The sequence below is a fragment of the Pseudomonas sp. GV105 genome (assembly GCF_003058185.1).
In the GTDB taxonomy this organism is placed as follows: Bacteria; Pseudomonadota; Gammaproteobacteria; order Pseudomonadales; family Pseudomonadaceae; genus Aquipseudomonas; species Aquipseudomonas veronii.
The window spans coordinates 108,509-132,665 of record NZ_QBUF01000001.1 but is presented as its reverse complement, the minus strand read 5'-3'; the positions used below and the strand labels follow the sequence as shown (position 1 = coordinate 132,665).

At 62.8% G+C, this 24,157-nt stretch carries 19 protein-coding genes; 5 read left to right on the top strand and 14 right to left on the bottom strand.

All coding sequences use genetic code 11. The features are described 5' to 3' along the window. Window positions 1-82: 82 nt before the first annotated feature. The 10 genes from C8K66_RS00590 to C8K66_RS00545 all read right to left on the bottom strand — a co-directional run bounded on the left by C8K66_RS00590 (window position 83) and on the right by C8K66_RS00545 (window position 11,894). A complete protein-coding gene (locus C8K66_RS00590) occupies window positions 83-1,408 on the bottom strand; it encodes an ATP-binding protein (RefSeq protein WP_017845588.1) in 1,326 nt (441 codons plus the stop codon). 5 nt (window positions 1,409-1,413) lie between these two features. Then, on the bottom strand, window positions 1,414-1,869 hold the full coding sequence (gene nikR, locus C8K66_RS00585; RefSeq protein WP_017845587.1) for a nickel-responsive transcriptional regulator NikR: 456 nt from the start codon (window positions 1,867-1,869) through the stop codon (window positions 1,414-1,416). A gap of 12 nt (window positions 1,870-1,881) precedes the next feature. Then, complete coding sequence (locus C8K66_RS00580) at window positions 1,882-3,339, bottom strand: nickel-dependent hydrogenase large subunit (RefSeq protein WP_108524020.1); 1,458 nt, start codon at window positions 3,337-3,339, stop codon at window positions 1,882-1,884. An 8-nt stretch (window positions 3,340-3,347) separates the two neighbouring features. Further along, the gene (locus C8K66_RS00575; RefSeq protein WP_046383276.1) at window positions 3,348-4,352 is read right to left on the bottom strand and encodes a HupU protein; all 1,005 of its coding nucleotides are present in this window, start codon (window positions 4,350-4,352) and stop codon (window positions 3,348-3,350) included. After that, the gene (locus C8K66_RS00570; RefSeq protein WP_017845584.1) at window positions 4,349-5,809 is read right to left on the bottom strand and encodes a sigma-54 dependent transcriptional regulator; all 1,461 of its coding nucleotides are present in this window, start codon (window positions 5,807-5,809) and stop codon (window positions 4,349-4,351) included. The genes C8K66_RS00575 and C8K66_RS00570 overlap by 4 nt, the downstream gene beginning before the upstream one ends. A gap of 354 nt (window positions 5,810-6,163) precedes the next feature. Beyond that, entirely contained in the window at window positions 6,164-6,922 is a 759-nt protein-coding gene (locus tag C8K66_RS00565) for an SDR family NAD(P)-dependent oxidoreductase (protein WP_046487322.1), read from the bottom strand. 58 nt (window positions 6,923-6,980) lie between these two features. Beyond that, on the bottom strand, window positions 6,981-8,378 hold the full coding sequence (lpdA, locus tag C8K66_RS00560; RefSeq protein ID WP_079443702.1) for a dihydrolipoyl dehydrogenase: 1,398 nt from the start codon (window positions 8,376-8,378) through the stop codon (window positions 6,981-6,983). 8 nt (window positions 8,379-8,386) lie between these two features. Beyond that, window positions 8,387-9,898: a 2-oxo acid dehydrogenase subunit E2 gene (locus C8K66_RS00555; protein WP_108524019.1), complete on the bottom strand. Its 1,512-nt coding sequence runs from the start codon at window positions 9,896-9,898 to the stop codon at window positions 8,387-8,389. Window positions 9,899-9,900: 2 nt separating this feature from the next. Beyond that, entirely contained in the window at window positions 9,901-10,920 is a 1,020-nt protein-coding gene (locus C8K66_RS00550; protein ID WP_046383272.1) for an alpha-ketoacid dehydrogenase subunit beta, read from the bottom strand. An 11-nt stretch (window positions 10,921-10,931) separates the two neighbouring features. Next, window positions 10,932-11,894, bottom strand: a complete 963-nt coding sequence (locus C8K66_RS00545) for a thiamine pyrophosphate-dependent dehydrogenase E1 component subunit alpha (RefSeq protein ID WP_046383271.1) — start codon at window positions 11,892-11,894, stop codon at window positions 10,932-10,934. 210 nt (window positions 11,895-12,104) lie between these two features. Here C8K66_RS00545 and C8K66_RS31460 point away from each other — a divergent pair, with 210 nt between their 5' ends. Beyond that, complete coding sequence (locus C8K66_RS31460) at window positions 12,105-14,804, top strand: LuxR C-terminal-related transcriptional regulator (protein ID WP_108524018.1); 2,700 nt, start codon at window positions 12,105-12,107, stop codon at window positions 14,802-14,804. 15 nt (window positions 14,805-14,819) lie between these two features. Here C8K66_RS31460 and C8K66_RS00535 read toward each other — a convergent pair whose 3' ends face one another. The 4 genes from C8K66_RS00535 to C8K66_RS00520 form a co-directional block, all read right to left on the bottom strand. Next, a complete protein-coding gene (locus tag C8K66_RS00535) occupies window positions 14,820-15,368 on the bottom strand; it encodes a cupin domain-containing protein (protein WP_010563061.1) in 549 nt (182 codons plus the stop codon). Between the two features lie 261 nt (window positions 15,369-15,629). Further along, window positions 15,630-16,910: an FAD-binding oxidoreductase gene (locus C8K66_RS00530; RefSeq protein WP_108524017.1), complete on the bottom strand. Its 1,281-nt coding sequence runs from the start codon at window positions 16,908-16,910 to the stop codon at window positions 15,630-15,632. Window positions 16,911-16,969: 59 nt separating this feature from the next. Next, entirely contained in the window at window positions 16,970-18,460 is a 1,491-nt protein-coding gene (locus C8K66_RS00525; protein ID WP_108524016.1) for an aldehyde dehydrogenase, read from the bottom strand. 33 nt (window positions 18,461-18,493) lie between these two features. Then, window positions 18,494-19,870, bottom strand: a complete 1,377-nt coding sequence (locus C8K66_RS00520) for a glutamine synthetase family protein (protein ID WP_017845581.1) — start codon at window positions 19,868-19,870, stop codon at window positions 18,494-18,496. Between the two features lie 265 nt (window positions 19,871-20,135). Between C8K66_RS00520 and C8K66_RS00515 the strand changes: the two genes are divergently transcribed. The 4 genes from C8K66_RS00515 to C8K66_RS00500 all read left to right on the top strand — a co-directional run bounded on the left by C8K66_RS00515 (window position 20,136) and on the right by C8K66_RS00500 (window position 24,083). Beyond that, window positions 20,136-20,897 (top strand): gamma-glutamyl-gamma-aminobutyrate hydrolase family protein, encoded by a 762-nt coding sequence (locus C8K66_RS00515; RefSeq protein ID WP_017845580.1) that lies wholly within the window; start codon window positions 20,136-20,138, stop codon window positions 20,895-20,897. Between the two features lie 245 nt (window positions 20,898-21,142). Further along, complete coding sequence (locus C8K66_RS00510; RefSeq protein WP_046383267.1) at window positions 21,143-22,285, top strand: ABC transporter ATP-binding protein; 1,143 nt, start codon at window positions 21,143-21,145, stop codon at window positions 22,283-22,285. Window positions 22,286-22,329: 44 nt separating this feature from the next. Next, the gene (locus C8K66_RS00505; protein WP_162231507.1) at window positions 22,330-23,211 is read left to right on the top strand and encodes an ABC transporter permease subunit; all 882 of its coding nucleotides are present in this window, start codon (window positions 22,330-22,332) and stop codon (window positions 23,209-23,211) included. Then, on the top strand, window positions 23,208-24,083 hold the full coding sequence (locus C8K66_RS00500) for an ABC transporter permease subunit (protein ID WP_046383265.1): 876 nt from the start codon (window positions 23,208-23,210) through the stop codon (window positions 24,081-24,083). The genes C8K66_RS00505 and C8K66_RS00500 overlap by 4 nt, the downstream gene beginning before the upstream one ends. Window positions 24,084-24,157 lie beyond the last annotated feature (74 nt).

The following is a 24,157-nucleotide window of genomic DNA, read 5'->3' as shown; positions in this document are numbered from 1 at the left end:
GAACATGGCGGCTGGACAGTGACTGTCCAGCCGAGCCGATAACTGGACAATGAGCTTCCAGCGCCGCTGCCGGATTATCGGCTCAGGCGGGCCCGGCTTCGGGCAGCGTCACGGTGAACTGCGCACCGCCCTCGGGGTGATTGGCGGCCACCATCCGACCGCCACAGCGTTCGATGATGCCGTAGCTGATCGACAGGCCCAGGCCCGTGCCTTTGCCCACGGACTTGGTGCTGAAGAACGGGTCGAACACCTGGCTCAGGTGTTTCTCTGCGATGCCCGCACCGTTGTCGCGTAAACGCAGGGTGACCCAGCCCGGCTCCTGGGTCACCTCGATCCAGACTGTCGGCAAGGCCTGGTTGGCCGCTTGCGCGGCATCGTAGGCGTTCTGCATCAGGTTCATCAGCACTTGCAGCAGTTGCCCGGCATTGCCGCGCACCGGCGGCGTGTCAACGGCCTGCCAATGCACCTGCAGATCGGGCGCGACGCCACGGCAGACCCAGTGGATGGCGCGCTCGATGACGTCATTGAGGTCGACCTCGCCCAGCGCTTCACGATCCACCGCCGAGAAGCGCTTCAGGGCGCTGACGATGTCGGCGGTGCGTTGCGCGCCTTCCATGCTGCCCTCGATCAACGACGGCAAATCGCTCAGCAGCGGATCGATGCGTAGCTGTTGGCGCAAGGCTTGAAGACTGGCGTGCGACTCGCCGCCGTGGACCGCTTGCAGGTACTGCTGCAGGCGTTTGCCATAGCTGTCGAGCACATGCGCGTTGGCCAGCACGAAGCTGATGGGGTTGTTCAGTTCGTGGGCGACACCAGCCACCAGGCGCCCCAGCGAGGCCATTTTTTCCGCGTGCAACAGTTGCTGTTGAGTGCGCTTGAGCGCCTCGTGGGCCTCGTGCAGTTGGCGATACGCGTGCTGGAGTTCGCCCAGCGGTCGCCCCACCAGCACGTGCCCGATAAAGCGTCCATTGCCCGTGCTGCGCACGGTGCAACTGACGTCCACGGGCACCGGCGCGCCGTTGACATCCTTGAAGTTGACCTCCAGCGAGGCGCTGGCGTTGGGATGGCGCAGGCTGGCGAGGGTCTGGCGCAACTGGGTTTCACTGTGGGGGTCAGCCAACAAGACATAGGCCGGGCTGCCGGACAATGACTGTTCATCACGGCCGACCAGCGTGCGCAGCGCGCTGTTGCTCTCCTCGATGCGCCCTTGCGGGTCGCAGGCCAGCAACACGTCGGACATCGACGACAGTAACCCGGCGATGAACTGCTGCGACTGCTCCAGTTCGACGTTCTTCTCTTCCAGGGCGATTTCATCTTGCACCAGCTTGGAATAGACCTCGTCCATCCTCGCGATGACTTCGATCCAGGCGTCTTCGTCGAGGCTGCCGGGTGGCGGTTTACGGGCCATGGTCGTCAGCTTTTAGGGTGCAGATGCAGGTGGCTGTGGACTTGCTCGTGGCTCGCGCCCTGCTCCACCGGGATCAGGTTCAGCGAGCCATGACGCACGCCGCGTTCGGCGCACACGCGATGGGCGAAATCGCGCACTTCATCGGATGAGCCCTTGAGCATCAGGCTTTCCAGGCAGTTGTCGTGATCCAGATGCACATGCTGGCTGGCAATGGTCAGGTGATGATGCGCGTGCTGCAGGTCCATCACCCGTTCGGTGAGGGTGCGCGAATGGTGATCGTAAACGAAGCTCAGGTTGGCCACGCAATGCGGCGCCTGGCCTTGCTCCAGGCGCGCCTGTTCGATATGCCGCCGCAAAATGTCGCGCATGGCCTCGGAACGGTTGTGGTAACCCTGGTCGCGAATCAGCGCGTCCAGTTCCTCAGCGAGGCCACGGTCCAGGGAAATGGTCAGGCGTTCCATGGGATTTCCTTTTCAATGCACCGTGCAAACCATGCACGGGTCAAAAGAACGAACGATATGTTGCACCGCTACCGGGCTTTTTTCGCCGGGTAGCACGGGAGCACCCTGCAAGGCTTGTTCCAATGCCCCGGGCTGGCCCTGGGCATCGCGTGGCGAGAAGTTCCAGGTGGTCGGGGCGATGATCTGGTAGCGGGCGATTTTCCCGTGCTCCACCTCCAGCCAATGCCCCAGTGCGCCACGTGCCGCTTCGGTCAGGCCGACCGCGCGGCCTTTGTCGGGTAATGCTGCGGCGCGGTAATACGGCTCGCCGGGGCGCAGGGCGATCAACCAGCTTTCCATCAGCGGCACCACCTGCGCCAACTCCAGCAAACGCGCGAGCAGGCGGGTATAAACCGTTGCCGAACAGCGTGCCACGGCATCGCGCAGCAGCGCTTGGCCGGCAATCAACTGGCGTGCAATGGCGCCGGTTTCCAGCACCGCGCCGGCCAGACGCGGGGCTTTGTTCCAGGTATACGCGTCGGGTTTTTCCATCAACGGCTGGGTTTGCCCGTCGGCCGGGTGGCGCGGGCCGCCAGCGTCGTCGAGCCAGGCATGCGCGCTGTCTTCGCGGATATCGTCCAGGTCCAGCGGTTGTGCACACTGGGTGACGCCATTCCACAGGCCGCGCGGGAACACCATCGAGCCATCGGCTCGCGGATACGCCCCGTAGGAAAGATACAGCCCCGGCCCCGGCCCCAGATGCTCAAGCCCGGTGTCCAGGGCGATTTGCAGAAATTGGCGAAAATCGCCCTGCCCCAGCGCTTCGGCGTGCCATGCCCAGAGCTCGCTTTCGCTGGTGAAACCATTGATACGCTCCAGCGGCGCGGCGAACAGCTCGCTTTCCAGAAACTGCCGGAACTCGCGAACGCGGGTCAGCAGGCGCAGGCGCTCGGCGGCATCAATGGCGCGGGTCGAGCCACCCGGTTGGATCGAGCCGGTGTGCGGCCACTTGCCGCCCAGTGTGCCGATCAAATCCAGCCAGCGTTTACGCGCAGAAATGGCCAGGCGCTGCTGGCTGCCCTGAAGCGGGGTAAAGCGCGCCACCGCGTCTGGATACCAAGGGCGCTCGGCGTACACCGGGCGCACGAAATCCGGCATGAAAAACAGGTAGAAATGACTCAAGTGATCGGCGAGGTTTTCGGTGGCGGCCATCAGGTTGATTGCCAGCAGGCCGTTGTCCGGCGGCTGTACACCGGCCAGCCCGGCCAGGGCGCGGGCGGCGGCGATCGATTGCGACACCGAGCAGATTCCGCAGATGCGTGGCGCGTAGGTCAGCGCATCGAGCGGTGCGTGTTGCAGCAGGATTTGCTCGAAGCCACGGTACATGGTGGCGTTGACCCGTGCCGAACGCACATGACCATCTTCCACGTCCAGTTGTACTTCCAGATCGCCTTCAACCCGATTGAATGGGCCGACCACCAAACGTGACATGCAAACTCCTAACGGCGGGGGGTGCGTACCGACGGCGCGATCAGCGGGTGATCGGACGTCGCATTCTGTTTGACGCGCTTGGGGGTGGCTGACTTGGACAGCGCCGACAGGGCGACGAACCAGGCCTTGGGCATGTCGATGGGCAAACCGATGGGAATGCCCGCCAGCTTCGGCGTGCGCTGAAACGCGTGCCCCGGTTCTTCGAAGCCCGGGGCGGTGCAGTTGATGCAGGCAAACCCGCCACGGGTACACGAGCCCTCGCCGTTCCACAGGCGAGTATTGCAGTCGCCGTGGGCCTGGGTGCCTTTGCAGCCGAGGTTTTCCATCATGCAGCCCAGGTCCGAGGGCTTTTCCGCACTGGCTTTGTATTCGTAGAACTCATTGCGCGTGCAGCCCTGATGCACCAGTTGGTCGGCGTAGAAACGCGGGCGCCCGATGACGTCCAGATCGGCCTCGGCGAACAGCCCGGCGGCCAGCGCCATCAAGGTGTCGGTCACCCAGCCGGGGTGCGTCGGGCAACCGGCCACGTTGATCACCGGCAAGCCGCGCAACGACCGATAATCGGCACCCAGCAGGCCGCCGCGATGCTCACCGTCAAATTGCAGGCCGCAGGCGTCGGTCGGGTTGCTGCCCGCAGCGGTGATGCCTCCGTAGGCAGCACAAGTGCCGATGCCCAAGGTGTATTCGGCCACCGCCGCGAGTTTGCGCACCCAGTCGATCATCGGCGCATCGGTGCCCGCCAGCATGTGAAAGCGCCCGGTGCCGTGCGGGCCGCGCAGCAATGAGCCTTCGATGCACAAGGCATCGAGCCGGGTACGACCTTGCAGGCAGTCCTCCAGGATATCCAGCACCTGATCACCGCTTTCAAGGGACAGCGATGGATGCCAGAGCAACTCAATCCCCGCACTGCGCCACATCGCGGAAAAATCCTGGGTATCGGCGCACAGCAAGGACATGTTGCAACCGCCGCAACCGCCCGATTGCAGCCACAGCACTCGGAATGGGGTGTTCATCGGGCTTCCTCCAGGCCAAGACGGCGCAATTTCTGGCGCAGGCCCACGCGCGACAAGCCCAGTTCACGGGCCGCATGGGTTTTGTTCCAGCGGTGACGCAGCAGCGATTCCTTGAGTATGGTCGCTTCGATAGCGTCCAGTTGTTCTTGCAACGTGCCCGTGGGGGGCGACAGGCGTATGTCGTTGGTGTTGCGTCCCTGGCCCTGCATGACGCGCCAGGAAAACGAATGAGCACCGATTTGCGAGCCTTCCGACAACGCAGCGGCGCGGTAGATTTCGTTGCGCAACTCGCGAATATTACCGGGCCACGGGTAACCGATCAGGCTCGCCAGGGCGTCGTCGGCGAAGTGCAGGTTTGGCAGGTCCAGTTCCAGGCGGGCATCGTCGAGCAGCTTTTTGGCGATGGGCATCAGGTCGGCGGTGCGCTCGCGCAACGGCGGCAAGCCCAGGCTGACCGTGGACAGCCGGTAATAAAGGTCGCTGCGAAAACGTCCGGTGGCGACATCCTGCTCCAGATCGCGATGGGTCGCCGCGATCACCCGCACATCGACCCGTACCGTGCTCGAGGCGCCGACCGGGCGCAGTTCGCCCTCTTGCAAGACGCGCAACAACTTGACCTGAAAAGCCGGCGAGGTGTCGCCGATTTCGTCGAGTAGCAAGGTGCCGCCATTGGCACGCTGGAACAGCCCGATGTGATCCTGATGCGCGCCGGTGAAGGCGCCGCGCTTGTGCCCGAACAGCTCGGACTCCAGCAAGGTATCGGGCAGCGCCGCGCAGTTCTCCATGACAAAGGCATTACTCGCACGCGGGCTGGCGTAATGGATGGCGCGGGCCAGCAACTCTTTGCCCGTGCCCGATTCGCCCAGCAGCAGCACCGACAAATCATAGCGGGCGACCCGGGCGGCCAACTCACAGACCGCATCCAGCGGGCCGCCGGGGCTGCGCACGATGCGCGAGAAATCGAAGGTGTCGCGTACCCGCTCCAGGGTTTCGCGGCTGCGGCGACGCAGCGCTGGCGTACCGGCGCGCAGCTCCAGGTCCAGCCGCTGCATATGGTTTTGCAACGATTGGCTCTCGACCGCATTGCGCACGGTGTTGAGCAGGTTTTCAGGCAGCCAGGGCTTGAGCAGGTACTGATAGATACCGGCCTGATTGACGCCCGCGATGATGTCTTCCGAATCGGTGTAGCCCGACAGCACGATGCGGACCACCCCCGGCCAGCGCTCGCGCACTTCCTTGAGAAATTCGATACCGCTGACATGGGGCATGCGCTGGTCGCAGAGGATCACCGCCACCACATGCTGCTCCAGCAGTTCGCGTGCTTGCCCGGCCGACTCGGCCAGCAGCACCTGGAATTCCTGATCGAGTACCCGGCGTAACGATTCGCGCGAACGCAGCTCATCGTCCACTACCAGGATCATGGGCAAGTCGGATTGCGAGTCGAATGGGGAGGTCATGAGTCAGCGAAAGGCCGATTATTGAAGTTCATTGCAACATTATGTTGCTGCAAGTCATGGCGTCGATGGTAGCACGGTGCCAAAAGCAGACGAGGGTTTTCCTTCTGAGGAGGCCGCCCTGTTCAATTGTTTTCTGGTCTGCCTCGTCGCCTTCGTCAGCAAATTCCCAGGAGGCTATGGCGCCGGGCGCAGCGCAGCGACCAGCCGAAGTTCATGCCCACAGCCGCCAGCAGGATGGCGCTGTACAGCAGGGTCGACATGAGATCACACCGATAATGGCAGGTAACTCCAGGCACCCTCCCCGGGTGCCTTAGAGCACGTGGTGCTGTGCAGTGGCGCAAATCCTAGCCCGATTCAGGACACCTTCGGCTGCCCATCAGACGCCGTCACGCCCCCATCCACCGGCAAGTTCACCCCATTGACGAAACTCGCATCCGGGCTGGCCAAAAACGCAATCGCTGCCGCCACTTCGCTGGGCAAGGCCTCGCGCTGCATCGGGATGCGCTCGTTGAATTTGTCACGAATAGACTGCTCCCAATCCCAGGTCATCGCCGTACGCGTCAGGCTTGGGCATACCGCGTTGGCACGCACACCCTGGGCGCCGTGATCCAGCGCCAGGGCCCGGGTGAAGTTGACTACCGCGCCCTTGCTCGCGCAGTAGAACGCCGCGCCCCAGTCGCCGCCCAACCCAGAAACAGAGGCGGTGCTGACAATATTGCCCTTGCTTTGAATCAGGTGCGGCAACGCCAGCTTCGAGCAGAAAATCACCCCGTCGATGTTCACCGAGGCGATCTTGCGCCAGTCGGCTTCCGTGGTTTCAAGGGTGGTGCCGGGAATATGTACGCCGGCGTTATTGACCAGCACATCCAGCCGACCGAAACGCTCGATGGTTGCGTCGATCATCTGCTGTACAGAAGCCATGCTCGACACGTCGACCTTCACCGCCAGCACCTTGTCGACTGGTAGCTCGCTGGCCACCGCTTGGGCTTTTTCAAGGTTCCAGTCGGCCAACACCACATTCGCACCCTCATCGGCAAAACGCCTCGCGGTGGCTTCGCCGATGCCGGCTGCGGCGCCGGTGACCAATACGACTTTGTTCTGAAAACGTTGCATCGCTGCTTCCTTCTGCGGATGAACAATCGCGGTTCCAACACTCCGGAACCGCTGTCTTTTACTGATGCAGAGCCTTGCCACTGGCGGCCAACACCGCTTCGTGCATAGCTTCGCTCAATGTCGGGTGGGCGAAGATGACCTGGCTCAAGGCCTGGGCAGTCGCCTCCAGGCTATGGGCGATGCCAAAACCCTGGATCTGCTCGGTCACTTCCGGCCCAACCATATGTGCCCCCAGCAACTCGCCGCTGTCCGCATCGAAAATGGTCTTCACAAACCCCTTGGCCTCGCCCAACGCCAGGGCCTTGCCGTTGGCCTGATAGTCGAATCGGCCAATGTTCAGGTGCTTGCCGCTGGCCCTGGCCGCCGCTTCTGTCAGGCCCAGGCTGGCCACTTGCGGACGGGCGTAGGTGCACCCCGGAATAAAGGCTTTGTCCAGCGGGTGAACCCCGTCCACCCCGGCCAGTTTCTCGACACACAACACCCCTTCATGGCTGGCTTTGTGAGCCAGGCACGGCGCGCCAGCGACATCGCCGATGGCGTAGAGCCCGGCGACATTGGTGCGGCACCAGGGGTCTGTCTTGATAAACCCGCGCTCAATCTCCACCCCCAGCGCCTCCAACCCCAGGTCTTCAGTGTTGGCCTGAATCCCGGCGGCCAGCAGCACACGCTCCACCGCCAGCACCTCTTCGCGACCATCGGCCAGGCGCAAGGTGCAGCGCGCCTGATCGGCCTCACTGAATACTTCGGTCACAGTGGCCTGGGTCAGCACCCGGATACCGCGCTGTTCGAACTCGCGCTGCACCAGGCTGGCCACTTCCTGGTCTTCGACCGGCATGATCTGGCGCGCCACTTCCACCAGGGTCACGGCGCAGCCCAGGTCGTGGTAGAGGCTGGCAAACTCCACGCCAATGGCTCCCGAACCCACAATCAGCAAGGACGCCGGTACGGTCTGCGGCACCAGCGCCTCGAAGTAGCTCCAGATGCGTTGCCCGTCCGGCACTATCGCCGGCAGCGAGCGCGGCCGGGCGCCGGTGGCGAGGATGATGTGCTTGGCCCCAAGGGCCCGCTCACCCTCGGCCGAGGTGACACTGACACGCCCCTTGGCAGTCACGCGGGCACGGCCGTCAACCACCGTCACACCGTTTTTCTTGAGCAAATAGGCAATACCACCGGTGAGCGTTTTCGACACGTCCCGGCTGTGGGCCACCAGTTTCTGGATATCGAACTGAATGTTCTCGGCGCTGAAACCAAAGGCCTCCAGGTGCCGCAAGGTATGGGCCACCTCCGCGCCCTTGAGCATGGCCTTGGTAGGAATGCAGCCCCAGTTCAGGCAGATACCGCCCAAGTGCTGTTTTTCCACCAGGGCGGTATTGAGCCCCAGTTGCGCGGCACGAATCGCCGCCACATATCCGCCAGGGCCACCGCCGATAATCAGCACATCAAATTGATCGCTCATGGCAACTCCTAGACCAGCATCAGGGTGGGGTTTTCCACCAGGCGCTTGAGTTCCTTGAGGAAGGTAGCCCCCAACGCACCGTCGATAACCCGGTGGTCGCAAGACAACGACACGCTCATTTGCGTGCGTACCGCAGGTTGTCCTTCATGGGCCACCACGCGCTTTTCTCCGGCGCCGATGGCCAGGATTGCCCCTTGGGGTGGGTTGATAATCGCGTCGAACTGGCGCACACCGAGCATGCCCAGGTTGGAGATGCTGAAGGTGCCACCCTGGAACTCCTCGGGTTTCAAGGTACCGGCCTTGGCCCTGGTCGCCAGGCTGAGCATTTCCCCGGAGACTTCGGCCAGGCTCTTGCGGTTGGCCTGGCGGATGATCGGCGTGATCAGGCCACCGGGCAGCGCCACGGCAATGGAAATGTCTGCATCGCGGTAACGCCGTACTTCCTGGCGCTCGTCGTCGTATTGCACATTGACGTCGGGCACCTTGACCAGCGCCTGGGCGCAAGCCTTGATCAGCAGATCGTTGACCGAGATTTTCACCCCCGGCACCGAGGCGTTGATCTCAGCGCGCAATGCAAGCAAGCGCTCCAGATCAAAATCCGCATGCAGGCGAAAGTGCGGCGCATCACGTTTGGAGACTTGCAGGCGCGCGGCAATGGCCTTGCGCATGCCGTTCATGGGCAGGGTTTCAAACGCCTCGCGACTATCAACCGTCGGCGCAGCCTGGGCCTGTGGCACCGCATCGGCGCCCCGGGCTTGGAGCACATCGGCCTTGCACACCCGACCGCGAGTGCCTGTAACGCGGCAGTCGTGGAGGTTGATGCCCCACTGCTGCGCCAGACGCCGGGCCACCGGTGTGGCGAGAACCTGGCTGTCATCGAGGCGCGAAGGTGCGGCCTGATTGGCTTTTTGCGCAGCCGCTCGGCTGGCGACTTGCCCGCCCTCGGCGCGCACTGCGGCTTCAATATCCGCCACGCTGATGCGCCCTTCACGGCCCGAACCAGGCACCCGGCTCAGGTTGATATTGAGCTGCGCCGCCAGTTTCAATGCATGGGGCGTGGCGAACAACGCTTCGTCACTGGCGCCCAGCAACGCCTGTGGCACCTGCCAGGCGCCCGGCGTCTTGACCGACGGTTGCGACGCAGCGGCCGGCGCGCTGGCGGCCAACTTGACCAGCGGTTGTGCCGTGGTCTCAGCGGGTACAGATTCAGAAACTGGCGCCGGCTCAGCGACGCCACGCTGCGCCAGATACGCATCGATCTCGGCATCGCTGACCGAAGCGTCGGCGACAATCCCCAGCACACCGCCCACGGGAATGGTTTGCCCCGGTTGCGCCACTTTGCGCCGCAACACACCGGCAAAGGGCGCCTGCATCACGTTGGAAATCTTGCTGGTTTCAATCTCGCAGACTTCCTGCTGCGCGGCGAAGCTGTCGCCTTCCTCGATCAGCCAGTCAGTCAGCGTGCCCTCTTCCATCGACAGTCCCCATTTGGGCACTTCGATTGCGCGGATATCACTCATGGTCAGCCCTCCATCACTTTGCGAACGGCGGCTTCGATGCGTTGTACGCTAGGGATCCACGCTTGCTCCAGCACCGGTGAGAACGGAACCGGGGTGTGCGGCGGCGTGACCATGATGATCGGCGCCTTGAGGTGGTAAAACGCCTGGGACACGATCAGCGCGGCAATGTCATGGGCAAAGCCGATGCGCGCGGCCGACTCGTCGACAATCACCACGCGCCCGGTAGAGGCCACGGATTCGAGAATGCCCTCTTCGTCCAACGGCGACACGGTGCGCGGATCCACTACCTCCACAGAGATCCCTTCAGCCGCCAGTTTGTCCGCCACCTCATTGGCTTTGTGCACCATGGCTGCCAGGGCAATGATGGTGACGTCGGTGCCTTCGCGGGTGTAGTTGGCGACGCCAAAAGGGATGGTGTAGGCGTGCTCGGGCACTTCGCCCTTGATGTCGTAGAGGATCTTGTGTTCACAGAACACCACCGGGTCGTCATCGCGGATCGCCTGGATCAGCAGGCCTTTGACGTCGTAAGGGCTGGACGGCACCACCACCTTGAGGCCCGGGGTGGTCGCGAAGATGTTGTAGGGCGACTGCGAGTGCTGGGCGGCCGCGGAGAACCCGGCGCCAATCATGCCGCGAATCACCAGCGGGGCCTTGGCCTTGCCGCCGAACATGTAACGGAACTTCGCCGCCTGGTTGTAGAGCATGTCGTGGCACACGCCGAAGAAATCCATGAACATCAACTCGGCCACCGGCCGCAGACCGGTCACCGCTGCGCCTGCGGCCATGCCGACGATCGCCGACTCGGTGATCGGTGTGTCGATCACCCGGGACGAGCCGAACTGGGTCCACAAGCCTTTGGTCACCCCCAGCACGCCACCGAAGGCTTCGCCCTTGCTGCCGACCTCGGCGGTACCGGCCTGGCCGCCGCAAACGTCTTCCCCGATCAACACGACGCGCGGATCGAGTTCCATCTCCTGGGCCAGGGCTTCTTTGACTGCTTCACGAAAAGTACGAATTGCCATATTCCAAATCCTCAGTAAGAGACGTAAACGTCGGTCAGCAGGTTGTCCACCGATGGGTAATCGGCGATGCGAGCCTTGGCCACCGCGTCATCGACCTGGGCCTGGACCTCGTCATCGATGGCTTGCAGTTCCTCTGCGGATATTTGCCCCTCGACTTGCTTACTGAAAATTTGCAGCGGGTCGTTGTCTCGGCGCAGGCGCTCCACTTCGCCGTCGGCGCGATACAGCATCGGGTCGCCTTCGAAATGCCCGTGCCAGCGGTGGGCAACAGCCTCGATGGCACTCGGGCCTTCACCATTGCGTGCCCGCTCCACCGCGACGGCTACGGCTTCGTAGACGGCAAAGAAGTCGGTACCGTCGACCTTCACCGCAGGCATGCCGAAGCTGGCGGCGCGGTTGGCGATATCCCGGCCACCGACCGCGTAATCGTGGCCGGTGGCTTCGCCGAAACCGTTGTTCTCGAACACGAATACCGTTGGCAACTTGAGCACCACGGCCATGTTCATGGCTTCAAATACCAGGCCTTGGTTGGAGCCACCGTCGCCGGTGAACGACACCGCCACATTGCGCGTGCCCAGGGTTTTCGCCGTGAGTGCGGCGCCAATGGCCAGAGGCGGTGCGCCGCCGACGATGGCGTTGGCGCCCAGCATGCCCTTGCTCAGGTCGGCAATGTGCATGGAGCCGCCCTTACCCCGGCACAGGCCCGACTCCTTGCCAAAGATCTCCGCCATCATGCCGTGCAGGTCACAGCCCTTGGCGATGCAGTGGCCGTGACCACGGTGAGTCGAGCCGATATAGTCAGCGTCTGTCAGGTTCTCGCAGACGCCAACGGCGATTGCTTCCTCGCCGCTGTACAAGTGGATGAAGCCGGGGATATCCCCAGTGGTGTTTTCCTGGTGCAGCCGCTCCTCGAACACGCGAATCTCGCGCATCTTGCGATAGGCCTGAAGCAGTTTTGACTTGCTAAGCGACATGGGCTCGCCCTCATCTCTGGTTTTTTATAGGGGGGTCGATGACCTGAATCAGGCGACCGACGATGGCGTGGCGGTACGGTAAGAGGCTCTGGCCGATGCCATAACTACCCGGATGGGGGGGCGGTAATTGCCGCTTGAGGGGATTAACCTTGCAAAACGAGGGTCTACAAAAATAATGATCGATACTCGACCACACCAAGACGACCATCCATGGATCACCTGACATTGCCTGCCTACAGCCAGGGCGCGTTCAGCCTCCGTCATGGCTTGCCGCTGATCAGCACCAAGCTCGGCCCGCCCCGCGCGGCCGGCACCCTGCTGAGCCGCTCGCGCCTGCTGGAAAAACTCGACCTATTGCACGAACGCAGTCTGGCACTGGTGTGCGGCGCGGCCGGTTTCGGCAAGACCACCCTGCTCAGCCAATGGCGCCAGTGCCTGCTCGACCAGGGCCACAGCGTGGCGTGGTTGAGCCTGGACGAGCAGGACGATAGTCCCGAATACTTTCGTCGTTATCTGCTGGCCGCCCTGCGCAGCGCCGACCCGGCCTTGGCCGATTTGACCGGCGACCTGCAGCCGTCCGCACAAGGCTTTATGCGCGCCTTGATCAACCAGCTCAACCTGCGCCAACAGCCGCTGTATTGGGTGCTAGACGATGTGCATCTGGTCCGCCATCAGTTGATAGAGCAAGACCTGCTGGAACTGGTGCTGCACGCCCCCGCTTGCCTGCACCTGTTGATTGGCAGCCGTAACGCCGCGCAATTGCCCTTGAGCCGCCTGCGCGCACGCAACCAACTGGTGGAAATCGACGCCAACGCGTTGCGCTTCAACCTCGACGAAGCAGCGGGCTATTTTTCCCGCACCACCGATCTCAAGCTGGACACCGCCGACCTGCAACGCCTGCTGAGCCTGACCGAAGGCTGGATCACCGGGATCCAGATGGCATCCTTGGCACCGCCCACCGGCAGTGACCCGGTGCGCCGCTGGGCACATCTGGAACGCGGATCGCGGGTGATCGGTGGTTATCTGCAAGACGTGGTGCTGGAGCCTCTGCCGCCCCGGGTGCAGAGCTTCCTGCTGCACACCTCGATCCTCAATCGCTTCACCGCGTCTTTGTGCAACGCCATTACCGGGCGCGAGGACGGCGAACAGATGCTAGGGTTCATCGAACAGCACAACCTGTTCATTTGCTCCCTCGATCCCCAGGGGCATTGGTTCCGCTACCACGCGCTGTTTGCCGAGACCCTTCACCAGCGCCTGTCCGCCAGCAACACCGATGTTGCCCAACTGCATCAACGCGCCAGCAACTGGCTGGCCGCCCATCAATACTGGGCTGAAGCCATCCGCCATGCCTTGGCCGCCGGACAACTGGCCAACAGCACCACCTGTGCCGACAAGGGTGCCCAGTCCCTCGCCGAAGAAGGCGATATCGACACCCTGGTGCGCTGGCTGCAAAACCTGCCGCTGAGCGCCTTGTCGCCCCTGGACGAGCAACGCATCGACCTGCAACTGAACCTGAGCTGGGCCCTGGCCCACCACTTTCGTTTCGACGAATCACGGCAGTTGCTGCTCGACCTGCACCCGTTGCTGGAACAGCCCGGCGTCAGCCCGCGCCTGCTGATCAAACGCCAGGTGATCTGCGCGATCAACGAGTCCTTCGCCGAACGCATCAGCCAGGGCCTGGAGCATGTGGAACCGCTACTGGCGCAGTTGCCCAGCGGGGATCGCTGGGTCGATGGCCTGGTGTGCAACATCCTCAGTTACGACTATCTGGTGCGCGGGCGTTATCAGGATGCGCAAGCCGTGCAACGGCACATGCCATGCCCGGCGACGCCTTCGGAGAACCTGTTTGTCAGTGTCTACCGCGCTTTTATTCTGGGCCTGAGCCATGTCCGCCAGGCGGACCTGGAGAGCGGCGAGCACTATTACCGCCAGGCCCTGGTACACGCCGAGCAACTGACAGGGGCGCAATCGAGCGGCAGCGCCACCCTCACCGCGCTGCTCGCCGAACTGTGGTACGAACGCGGTGACTGGCAGGCCTTGCACCGCGAACTGCAGCCGCGGCTGCGTCAGGTGGACGCGATTGCGCCGCTCGATGCCCTGTTCAGCGCCTACCGCGCCCTGGCCCGCAGTGCGTTACACGCAGGCGACTACAGCCAGGCGCATCGTTTGCTGGAGCACGCCCAACAACTGGCAACGCTACGGCGCTGGCCACGCCTGCAAGGGTTGCTGCTGGCCGAACAGATTCAGGCGCACCTTCACAGCAACGCCCCGTCCCAGGCCCGCCACTTGCTCCAGCAACTGGCCGACTTGAGCAGCTACCACCGGGCCGAGGCACCTTTGCACCAGGCCCTTGAGCGCAACCATCGAGTCAGCCATGCGTGTGTATTGGCCAATGACGGCAAACATGGCGAAGCCGCCCGCACCTGGGCACTGCAAGTGGATGAGGATGAGCGCGGCGGGCAAGTCCTCGATGGCTTGCGCGCACGTACGCACTGGGCGCTGAGCCTGTGGCGCGATGGCCAGGGCAAACAGGCGATGGAGGTGTTGCTGCCGGTGCTGGATACCGCACGCCGCCAACATATGAAACAGACATTACTCGACAGCGGCGCCGAGCTGACGGACCTGCTCAGCGCCCTCAAGGATCTCAAGGCACCGTTCAAAGACTACATACAACGCCTGCTGGACTCGACGCCCATCACCGAGCCTGACCTGGGCTGTGCCCTGAGCGAGCGCGAAAGCCAGACGCTGTTGCTGGTGGCTCAAGGGCAATCGAACAAGGAGATCGCCCGCAGCCTGGACATCTCCAGCGAGACCGTGAAATGGCATTTGAAGAATCTCTACGCCAAGCTCCAGGTCACCAGTCGCATCCAGGCCATGAGCCGGGCCCGGGAGCTTAGTCTGCTCGATTAGGCGCCGGGCGCTGGCCTAGAAGTTCGCCGGCGTATTCGCGCTGATGATTTCCGCCTCATCCTGCCCGATATTGCGGAACCTGTGGGGCAAGGTGGTGGGGAAGTAATACCCATCCCCTGGGTTCAATATGCTGACCTGGCCATCGACAGTGAGTTCGACGGTGCCACGGGTGACGAGGCCGCACTCCTCGCCTTCGACATGCACGATCGGCTCTTCGCCGGAACTGGCGCCGGGTGCGTACTGCTCGCGCAGAAAGCGCATCTGGCGGCTGGGGATCGGCGCGCCCACCAGCAGCAGGCGCAGGCCGTCGCGACCCAGGTCGGGCTGTTCGTTGGCGCGGAAGACGTATTGGTGTTCGCGTGGCGGCTGGTCGAAGGTGAAAAAGTCCGCCAGGGACATGGGGATGCTTTCCAGCAGCTTTTTCAGGGAACTGACAGAGGGACTGACGCGATTCTGTTCGATCAGGGAAATGGTGGCGTTGGTCACGCCGCTACGACGGGCCAGCTCGCGCTGGGAGAGTTTGTAGCTTTCGCGAACGAGTTTGAGTCGGGTGCCCGTGTCCATAGCTGCCTTATATAAGGGGTGAGTGTCGTGATGTTTATTGGTTGCGATAGCGCTGCAGGAGCTGGGGCGAGCGCGGGCAGGCAATGTTGCGAAATTCGCCGATTACCCGACCCGGAAACCTGAAAGGCGGCTATTAAATCACGTTTGCGGGTGGAGCTGTAGCGCTGCTGAATATGCCTGCATGCGCAAAAAAAGCAAGCCCGCGGCCGCAGCCGAAGGCGGCGTGGGCCGGGGGCTCGCGGCGCGTGTGTGGCTGACCGGTCAAATACCGAGTCGGTCGCGCAGGGCGTAGTAGGCGGCGCCCATGGCCGTCAGCGGGGCCTGGAAGGTGCGGCCGCCGAACATCGGCATGTGCGGCAGCGAGGCGAAGGCGTCGAAGCGTTCGGCGTCACCGCGGATCACTTCGCTGATCAGCTTGCCCGCGAGGTGCGAACAGGTGACGCCGTGGCCGCTATACCCTTGCATGTAGTAGGCGTTCTTTTCGATACGGCCGAATTGCGGCATGCGCGACATGGTCAGCAGGAAGTTGCCGGTCCAGCGGTAGTCGATCTTGACGTTTTTCAACTGCGGGAAGGTCTTGAGGATCTTCGGCCGGATCAGTTGTTCGATGTCGTCCGGCTCGCGGGCGCCGTAGACCACGCCGCCGCCGTACAGCAGGCGGTTGTCAGCGGTCAGACGGTAATAGTCGAGCAGGTAGTTGCAGTCTTCGACGCAGTAATTGTGGGTAATCAGGCTGCGTGCCACTTCCTCCGACAGCGGCTCGGTGACCACGATCTGCGAGCCGCAGGGCATGCTTTTGCGCGTCACCCGTGGGTCGAGATTCTGCGGCAGGTAGGCGTTGCCGGCGATCAGCAGGTACTTGGCGCGAACCACCCCCTTGGCCGTGCGTACCACGTTGGGTTCGCCGTAGGTGATTTCCTCGGCCGCCGATTGTTCGAAGATCTTGCCGCCCAGGCCGATAATCGCGCTGGCTTCGCCCAGAGCCAGGTTCAGCGGATGGACGTGGCCGCCCTGCTTGTCCAGCAGGCCGCCGATGTAATTTTCACAGCCCACTTCGTTTGCCATGTCTTTGGCGTCGAGCAGTTGCAGGTTGCGGTTGCCATAGCGCTCCCAACTGCTTTTCTGTTCGACCAGGCCTTTGAGCTGTTTTTTGTTCAACGCGGCGAAGACCCCGCCCGGGCGGTAGTCGCACTGGATGTCGTAGTGCTGGATGCGCTGGCGAATGATCTCGGCGCCTTCGAACATCATGCTGCCGAGGATTTCGGCGCTCTTTTCGCCGTAGCGCTGCTCGATGACATCCACGTCACGGCTGTAGGAATTGACCAGTTGCCCGCCGTTGCGCCCGCTGGCGCCAAAGCCGACCTTGGCCGCTTCGAGCACGGTGACGCTGTAGCCGGCTTCCGCCAGGAACAGCGCCGACGACAGGCCGGTGTAGCCGGCGCCGATGACACAGACATCACACTCGACCAACTCTTCAAGCACAGGGAAGTCGCCGGTGTGGTTGCGGGTCGCGGCGTAATAGCTGTTTACATGGGGTTGCATGGTTAGGACTCCCTGGCGACTGGCCGGCACGCGCCGGCAATCGCCGTTGTTATTTGGGCTTAGAGCTTGATCCAGGTGGCTTTGAGCTCGGTGTACTTGTCAAAGGCGTGCAGCGACTTGTCGCGGCCATTGCCCGACTGTTTAAAGCCGCCGAACGGCGCGGTCATGTCGCCGCCGTCGTACTGGTTGACCCACACGCTGCCGGCACGCAGGCCCCGGGCAAAGCGGTGGGCGCGGCTGAGGTCGGCGGTCCACACTGCGGCGGCCAGGCCGAAGATGCTGTCGTTGGCGATCGACAGCGCTTCTTCTTCGGTGTCGAAGCTGATCAGCGACAACACCGGGCCGAAGATTTCTTCGCGGGCGATGGTCATGGCATTGGTCACGCCGTCGAAAACCGTCGGCTCCACGTACTGGCCACCGGTGTCTTGCAGGGTGCGCTGGCCGCCAACCAAGAGTTGGGCGCCCTGCTCTTTGCCGATCTCGATGTAGCGCAACACGTTGTCCAGTTGCCGCTGATCGACCACTGCACCGACCTTGGTCGCCGGGTCCAGTGGGTGCCCCGGCTTCCAGGCCTGGAACGCCTCCACCAGCAGCGCAATGAAGGGCTCGCGGATCGACCGCTGCACCAGCAGGCGCGAACCGGCCACGCAGACTTCACCCTGGTTGAAGGCAATCGCTGCAGCCGCAGCGGCGGCGGCAGCGCGCAAGTCCGGGGCATCGGCGAACACCACATTGGGGCTCTTGCCACCGGCCTCCAGCCACACCCGTTTCATATTGCTCTGGCCGGAATACACCAGCAGTTGCTTGGCCACCGCGGTGGAGCCGGTAAAGGCCAGCACATCCACATCCCTATGCAAGGCCAGCGCCTTGCCGACGGTGTGACCGTAGCCCGGCAGCACGTTGAACACGCCTGGGGGAATGCCGGCCTCAAGCGCCAGTTGGGCCAGGCAAATGGCGGTCAGCGGCGACTTTTCCGAAGGTTTGAGGATGAATGAGTTACCCGCCGCCAGGGCCGGCGCGAACTTCCAACTGGCCATGATCATCGGGAAGTTCCACGGCACGATGGCCGCGACCACGCCGCAGGGTTCGCGGGTGATCAGGCCCAACTGGTCGTGGGGCGTGGGCGCCACTTCGTCGTAGAGCTTGTCGATGGCCTCGGCGCTCCAGCGGATCGCGTTGGCGGTGGCCGGTACGTCGATGGCCATGGAGTCGCCAATCGGCTTGCCCATGTCGAGAGTTTCCAGGAGCGCCAGTTCTTCCTGGTGTTCGAGGACCAGATCGGCGAAACGGATCAGCACGCGCTTGCGCGCCGCCGGGGCCTGCAAGCGCCAGATCCCGGATTCGAACGCCTGGCGTGCAGCGATTACCGCGGCGTCGGCGTCGGCCTCATCGGTGCTGGCGACCGTGGCCAGAAAACGCCCGTCCACCGGGCTGATGCTGTCAAAGGTTTCGCCGCTGGCGGCCCAACGGTATTCGCCGCCGATAAAGGCCCGGCCTTCAAGGTTCAGGGACTGGAAGTACTGCTCCCAGTCGTTGCGATGCTTGGTCATAGGGTGTGCTCAACGCAAAAAGTGGGAGGGCCGTCAGACCGTGTGCAGGTACCAGTTGTACTCAAGGTCGGAGATCGAGTTTTCGAACTCGGCCAGTTCGCTTTCCTTGCACGCGACAAACACGTCGATGTACAGCGGGTCGATGTACCGGGCCATGACCTCGCTGTCGTCCAGCTCGCGCAGGGCGTCGCGCAGGTTGTTGGGCAGGCTCTGCTCGTTCTGCTCGTAGGAGTTGCCTTCGACCGGCGCCCCCGGCTCGATCTTGTTGGTCAGGCCGTGGTGGATACCGGCCAATACCGAGGCCATCAGCAGATAAGGGTTGGCGTCGGCGCCGGCCACCCGGTGCTCGATACGCACGGCATCCGCCGCGCCGGTCGGCACGCGCACGGCAACGGTGCGGTTGTCGATGCCCCAGCTCGGCGAGTTCGGCACATAGAACTGCGCACCGAAGCGGCGGTAGGAGTTGACGTTCGGGCAGAGAAACGCCATCTGCGCCGGCAGGGTTTCCAGCACGCCGCCGATGGCGTGACGCAGGGCGTCGTTGGTCTCGGGGTCTTCGCTGGCGAAGATGTTGTTGCCCTGTTTGTCGAGGATCGAGATGTGTACATGCAAGCCATTACCGGCCTGGCCCGGGTAGGGCTTGGCCATAAAGGTGGTGTCCATCTCGTGGTCGTAGGCGATGTTTTTCACCAGGCGCTTGAGCAGTACCGCGTAGTCGCAGGCTTTGATCGGGTCGCTGACGTGGTGCAGGTTGACCTCGAACTGCGCCGGGGCGCTTTCCTTGACGATGGCGTCGGCAGGGATGCCCTGCTCTTTCGCGCCTTCGAGGATGTCCTGCAGGCAATCGACGTATTCGTCGAGGTCATCGATCAGGTAGACCTGGGTCGAATGCGGGCGCTTGCCGGAGATTGGCGAGCGCGGCGCTTGCGGACGGCCGTTCACGTTGTCCTGGTCGATCAGGTAGAACTCCAGCTCGAACGCGGCGCAAATGGTCAGGCCCAGTTCGTCGAACTTGCTCACCACCTGGCGCAGCACTTCCCGTGGGTCGGCGAAGAACGGCTGGCCCTCGAGTTCATGCATGGTCATCAACAGCTGCGCGGTGGGACGCTTCTGCCAGGGCTCGATGCTCAGGGTGTCGGGGATCGGGTAGCAGATGCGGTCAGAGTCGCCGATATCCAGGCCCAGGCCAGTGCTTTCCACGGTGGAGCCATTGATGTCCAGGGCAAACAACGACGCGGGGAGGTTGATGCCTTTTTCATACACCTTATGCAAGGCGGTGCGTTCGATACGCTTGCCGCGCACCACGCCATTCATGTCTGCAATCAGCAGATCGACGTACAGGACCTCCGGGTGTTTTTTCAGAAAGGCGTTGGCTTCGTTGAGCTGAACGGTACGCAGTGGGACCGACATGATGCACCTATGTGTTAATTATTATGTTCAAAGCTGTTTCGTGGCAGCAGTCAATCCGAAAGCCAAAGTGAAGTCAATAGCCAGAACGGGCACCACACGTTAATTATATTGGTAGCTATAGCACCAAAATTGGGCGCCAACCCAACCAATCAACACAAACACACTCGCAAGCGTTTAGAATTTTTTACATTGAAGTTGTTAATTAAAATCAACGGAGATAAGCTCTGGAAAAACTCGTTCCAGCGTGAATTTCGAGGTGATAAAAATGGCACTCAAGCCATTGATCGGTGTTACAGCGTGCGTCAAAGAGATTGGCTTGCACCCCTACCATGTCAGCGGCGACAAGTATTTGCGTGCTGTCAGCGTCGCGGCCCTCGGGCTGCCGGTGATCATTCCTTCCCTGGCGGACCTCTGCGAGATCAAGGACCTGCTGCACTACGTCGACGGCCTGCTGTTCACCGGCTCGCCGTCCAATGTCGAACCCTTCCACTATCAAGGCGCTCCCAGCGCGCCGGGCACCGCCCATGACCCGCAACGCGACGCCACCACCCTGCCCCTGTTGCGGGCTGCGGTGGCGGCCGGCGTGCCAGTCCTCGGCATCTGCCGCGGCTTCCAGGAAATGAACGTGGCCTTTGGCGGCAGCCTGCACCAGAAGGTGCATGAACTGCCGGGCTTTATGGACCACCGCGAAGCCGACGACCCGCGCCTCGACGTCCAGTACGCCCCGGCGCACCCGGTGGCGATCCAGCCCGGCGGCGTGTTCGAGGCCATGGGCCTGGCCGGCGAGATCCAGGTCAACTCGATCCACAGTCAGGGCATCGACCGCCTGGGTGACGGCCTGCGGGTCGAGGCCCTGGCCCCGGATGGCCTGATCGAAGCCGTTTCCGTGGAGCACAGCCAGGCGTTTGCCTTTGGCGTGCAGTGGCACCCGGAATGGCAGGTCCTGTCGAACCCGGCCTACCTGAGTATTTTCCAGGCCTTTGGCGATGCCTGCCGGCAACGTGCCGCGCAGCGTCAGCGCCTTTGACACCAGGCGGCCCGCACCGGGCCGCCAGCACTCGCTTTACCGATTGACACGCCCTGCCCACGCGGCGCGCGCACCTGTGTGCGCCTGCCGTGCGGCGTGAACGGCAATACCCGAACAACAACAAGCAAGGCCAGGCAGCCAGGACGGCGGTGCCGAATAAACCTGCATTGCACTGAGGGTGCAGGTTTGCAATCAACCTTATTACGTCAGGCCGCATTGGCCCGACGACCTGTTGGGAGTTTCACATGGCAAACGCCTCCAGCATTTATCGCAAGGCACTGGAAGGTCATCAGCAACCGCAAAAGGTGCTGGTGAAGATCGACCGCGTGACCAAGAAGTTCGACGAAACCGTGGCCGTGGACGATGTGTCCCTGGAGATCCACCAGGGCGAGATCTTCGCCCTGCTCGGCGGTTCGGGTTCGGGCAAATCCACCCTGCTGCGCATGCTCGCCGGTTTCGAACGGCCCACCGAAGGCCGCATCCTGCTGGATGGCGTGGACATCACCGAGATGCCGCCCTATGAGCGGCCGATCAACATGATGTTCCAGTCCTATGCCCTGTTCCCGCACATGACCGTGGCCCAGAACATCGCCTTCGGCCTCAAGCAGGACCGCCTGCCAGCCGGCGAGATCGAGGCGCGGGTCGAGGAAATGCTCAAGCTGGTCCACATGACCCAATACGCCCGGCGCAAACCCCACCAGCTCTCCGGCGGCCAGCGCCAGCGCGTGGCCCTCGCCCGCTCCCTGGCCAAACGCCCGAAATTGCTGCTGCTCGACGAACCCATGGGCGCCCTGGATAAAAAGCTGCGCTCGCAGATGCAACTGGAACTGGTGGAAATCATCGAACGCGTCGGCGTGACCTGCGTGATGGTGACCCACGACCAGGAAGAAGCCATGACCATGGCCCAGCGCATCGCCATCATGCACTTGGGCTGGATCGCCCAGATCGGTAGCCCGGTGGATGTTTACGAAGCGCCGGTGAGCCGCCTGGTCTGCGAGTTCGTCGGCAACGTCAACATCTTCGACACCCAGGTGGTCGACGACGCCGAAGGCCACGCGGTGCTCAAGTGCGCGGACCTGGACCGCAACATCTACGTCGGCTACGGCATCGCCACCTCGGTGGAAGACAAGTCGGTGACCTACGCCATCCGCCCGGAAAAGCTGTTGGTCACCACCCAAATGCCGACCTGCGCGCACAACTGGTCCAGCGGCAAGGTCCACGACATCGCCTACCTCGGCGGGCACTCGGTGTTTTACGTCGAGCTGCCCAGCGGCAAGATCGTCCAGTCGTTCATGGCCAACGCCGAACGCCGTGGCTCCCGACCGTCCTGGGGCGACACTGTGTACGTGTGGTGGGAAGACGACAGCGGCGTGGTACTGCGGGCATGAGTACATCGACCATGAGCACTTTCCATCAAGCGTTGATCCGTGTGCTGCCCAGCGGTCGCAAGCTGGTGATCGGCATTCCCTTCCTCTGGCTGTTCCTGTTTTTCATGCTGCCGTTTTTCCTGGTGATGAAGATCAGCTTCTCCGAAGCGACCGTCTCGATTCCGCCGTATTCGCAGATCTACGGCTTCGTCGACCAGAAACTCCAGGTGCTGCTGAACCTGGGTAACTACAGCCTGCTGGGCGCCGACGAGTTGTACATCTCGGCCTACCTGGGCTCGCTGAAGATCGCCCTGCTCAGCACGCTGATGTGCCTGCTGATCGGTTTTCCCATGGCCTATGGGATTTCCAAGACCCGCAAGGAAATGCAAAACGTATTACTGCTGCTGATCATGATGCCGACCTGGACCGCGATCCTGATCCGCGTCTATGCCTGGATGGGCATCCTCAGCAATAACGGCCTGCTCAATGCGTTCCTGATGGGGTGCGGCCTGATATCGAGCCCGATTGAAATCCTCAACACCAACACGGCGGTCTACATCGGCGTGGTCTACGCCTACCTGCCGTTCATGGTGCTGCCGCTCTACGCCAACCTGGTCAAGCACGACCAGAGCCTGCTGGAAGCCGCCTCGGACCTGGGTTCGAGCAACTTCAACAACTTCTGGAAAATCACCGTGCCGCTGGCCAAGAACGGCATCGTCGCCGGCTGCATGCTGGTGTTCATTCCGGTGGTCGGCGAGTTCGTGATCCCGGAACTGCTGGGCGGCCCGGAGACCCTGATGATCGGCCGCGTGCTGTGGCAGGAGTTCTTCAACAACCGCGACTGGCCGGTGGCGTCCGCCCTGGCGGTGGTGATGCTGGCGATCCTGATTATTCCCATCGTGCTGTTCAACCGCAGCCAGGCCAAAGAAATGGAGGCACGGGCATGAAGCGTTTCAGTTTTTCGACCCTGATGCTGGTGCTCGGCTTGTTGTTCATCTACCTGCCGATGCTGATTCTGGTGATCTATTCGTTCAACGCCTCCAAGCTGGTGACGGTCTGGGGCGGCTGGTCGCTCAAGTGGTACCTGGGGCTGTTGGACAACACCCAACTGATGGGTTCGGTGGCCCGCTCCCTGGAGATTGCCTGCTACACCGCCGTCGCCGCCGTCGCCCTGGGCACCCTGGCCGCGTTCGTGCTGACCCGGGTCACCCGCTTCAAGGGCCGGACCCTGTTCGGTGGCCTGGTGACCGCGCCCCTGGTGATGCCGGAAGTGATCACCGGGCTGTCGCTGCTGCTGCTGTTCGTGGCGATGGCGCAGATGATCGGCTGGCCCATGGAACGCGGCCTGGTGACGATCTGGATCGCCCACACCACGTTCTGCGCCGCGTATGTCGCGGTGGTCGTCTCGGCACGCCTGCGCGAGCTGGACCTGTCCATCGAAGAAGCCGCCATGGACCTCGGCGCGCGGCCACTCAAGGTGTTTTTCCTGATCACCATCCCGATGATCGCGCCGTCGTTGGCAGCGGGCGGCATGATGTCGTTCGCCTTGTCCCTGGATGACTTGGTGCTCGCCAGTTTCGTCTCCGGGCCCGGCTCCACCACCCTGCCGATGGAGGTGTTCTCTGCCGTGCGCCTGGGGGTCAAGCCGGAGATCAACGCCGTGGCCAGCCTGATCCTGATGGCGGTGTCGCTGATGACGTTCATGGTCTGGTATTTCAGCCGCAAGGCCGAAGCCAACCGCAAGCGAGCGATCCAGGAAGCCATGGACCAGACCGCCAGCGAAACCTGGCAGCCGCAACGCACACCCGCGACGGCCTAGGCCGTCGTGTGTTACCCCAAATGAACCCCTGCGCACCTTCACTCGGCGCGCCCCGCTTCCGTTCCCGTCGCGCC

What these genes read in the sequence shown, in the direction of transcription:
- C8K66_RS00590 (WP_017845588.1), bottom strand. Translation starts at nt 1,408, where the DNA reads ATGGCCCGTAAACCGCCACCCGGCAGCCTCGACGAAGACGCCTGGATC.
- nikR (WP_017845587.1), bottom strand. Translation starts at nt 1,869, where the DNA reads ATGGAACGCCTGACCATTTCCCTGGACCGTGGCCTCGCTGAGGAACTG.
- C8K66_RS00580 (WP_108524020.1), bottom strand. Translation starts at nt 3,339, where the DNA reads ATGTCACGTTTGGTGGTCGGCCCATTCAATCGGGTTGAAGGCGATCTG.
- C8K66_RS00575 (WP_046383276.1), bottom strand. Translation starts at nt 4,352, where the DNA reads ATGAACACCCCATTCCGAGTGCTGTGGCTGCAATCGGGCGGTTGCGGC.
- C8K66_RS00570 (WP_017845584.1), bottom strand. Translation starts at nt 5,809, where the DNA reads ATGACCTCCCCATTCGACTCGCAATCCGACTTGCCCATGATCCTGGTA.
- C8K66_RS00565 (WP_046487322.1), bottom strand. Translation starts at nt 6,922, where the DNA reads ATGCAACGTTTTCAGAACAAAGTCGTATTGGTCACCGGCGCCGCAGCC.
- lpdA (WP_079443702.1), bottom strand. Translation starts at nt 8,378, where the DNA reads ATGAGCGATCAATTTGATGTGCTGATTATCGGCGGTGGCCCTGGCGGA.
- C8K66_RS00555 (WP_108524019.1), bottom strand. Translation starts at nt 9,898, where the DNA reads ATGAGTGATATCCGCGCAATCGAAGTGCCCAAATGGGGACTGTCGATG.
- C8K66_RS00550 (WP_046383272.1), bottom strand. Translation starts at nt 10,920, where the DNA reads ATGGCAATTCGTACTTTTCGTGAAGCAGTCAAAGAAGCCCTGGCCCAG.
- C8K66_RS00545 (WP_046383271.1), bottom strand. Translation starts at nt 11,894, where the DNA reads ATGTCGCTTAGCAAGTCAAAACTGCTTCAGGCCTATCGCAAGATGCGC.
- C8K66_RS31460 (WP_108524018.1), top strand. Translation starts at nt 12,105, where the DNA reads ATGGATCACCTGACATTGCCTGCCTACAGCCAGGGCGCGTTCAGCCTC.
- C8K66_RS00535 (WP_010563061.1), bottom strand. Translation starts at nt 15,368, where the DNA reads ATGGACACGGGCACCCGACTCAAACTCGTTCGCGAAAGCTACAAACTC.
- C8K66_RS00530 (WP_108524017.1), bottom strand. Translation starts at nt 16,910, where the DNA reads ATGCAACCCCATGTAAACAGCTATTACGCCGCGACCCGCAACCACACC.
- C8K66_RS00525 (WP_108524016.1), bottom strand. Translation starts at nt 18,460, where the DNA reads ATGACCAAGCATCGCAACGACTGGGAGCAGTACTTCCAGTCCCTGAAC.
- C8K66_RS00520 (WP_017845581.1), bottom strand. Translation starts at nt 19,870, where the DNA reads ATGTCGGTCCCACTGCGTACCGTTCAGCTCAACGAAGCCAACGCCTTT.
- C8K66_RS00515 (WP_017845580.1), top strand. Translation starts at nt 20,136, where the DNA reads ATGGCACTCAAGCCATTGATCGGTGTTACAGCGTGCGTCAAAGAGATT.
- C8K66_RS00510 (WP_046383267.1), top strand. Translation starts at nt 21,143, where the DNA reads ATGGCAAACGCCTCCAGCATTTATCGCAAGGCACTGGAAGGTCATCAG.
- C8K66_RS00500 (WP_046383265.1), top strand. Translation starts at nt 23,208, where the DNA reads ATGAAGCGTTTCAGTTTTTCGACCCTGATGCTGGTGCTCGGCTTGTTG.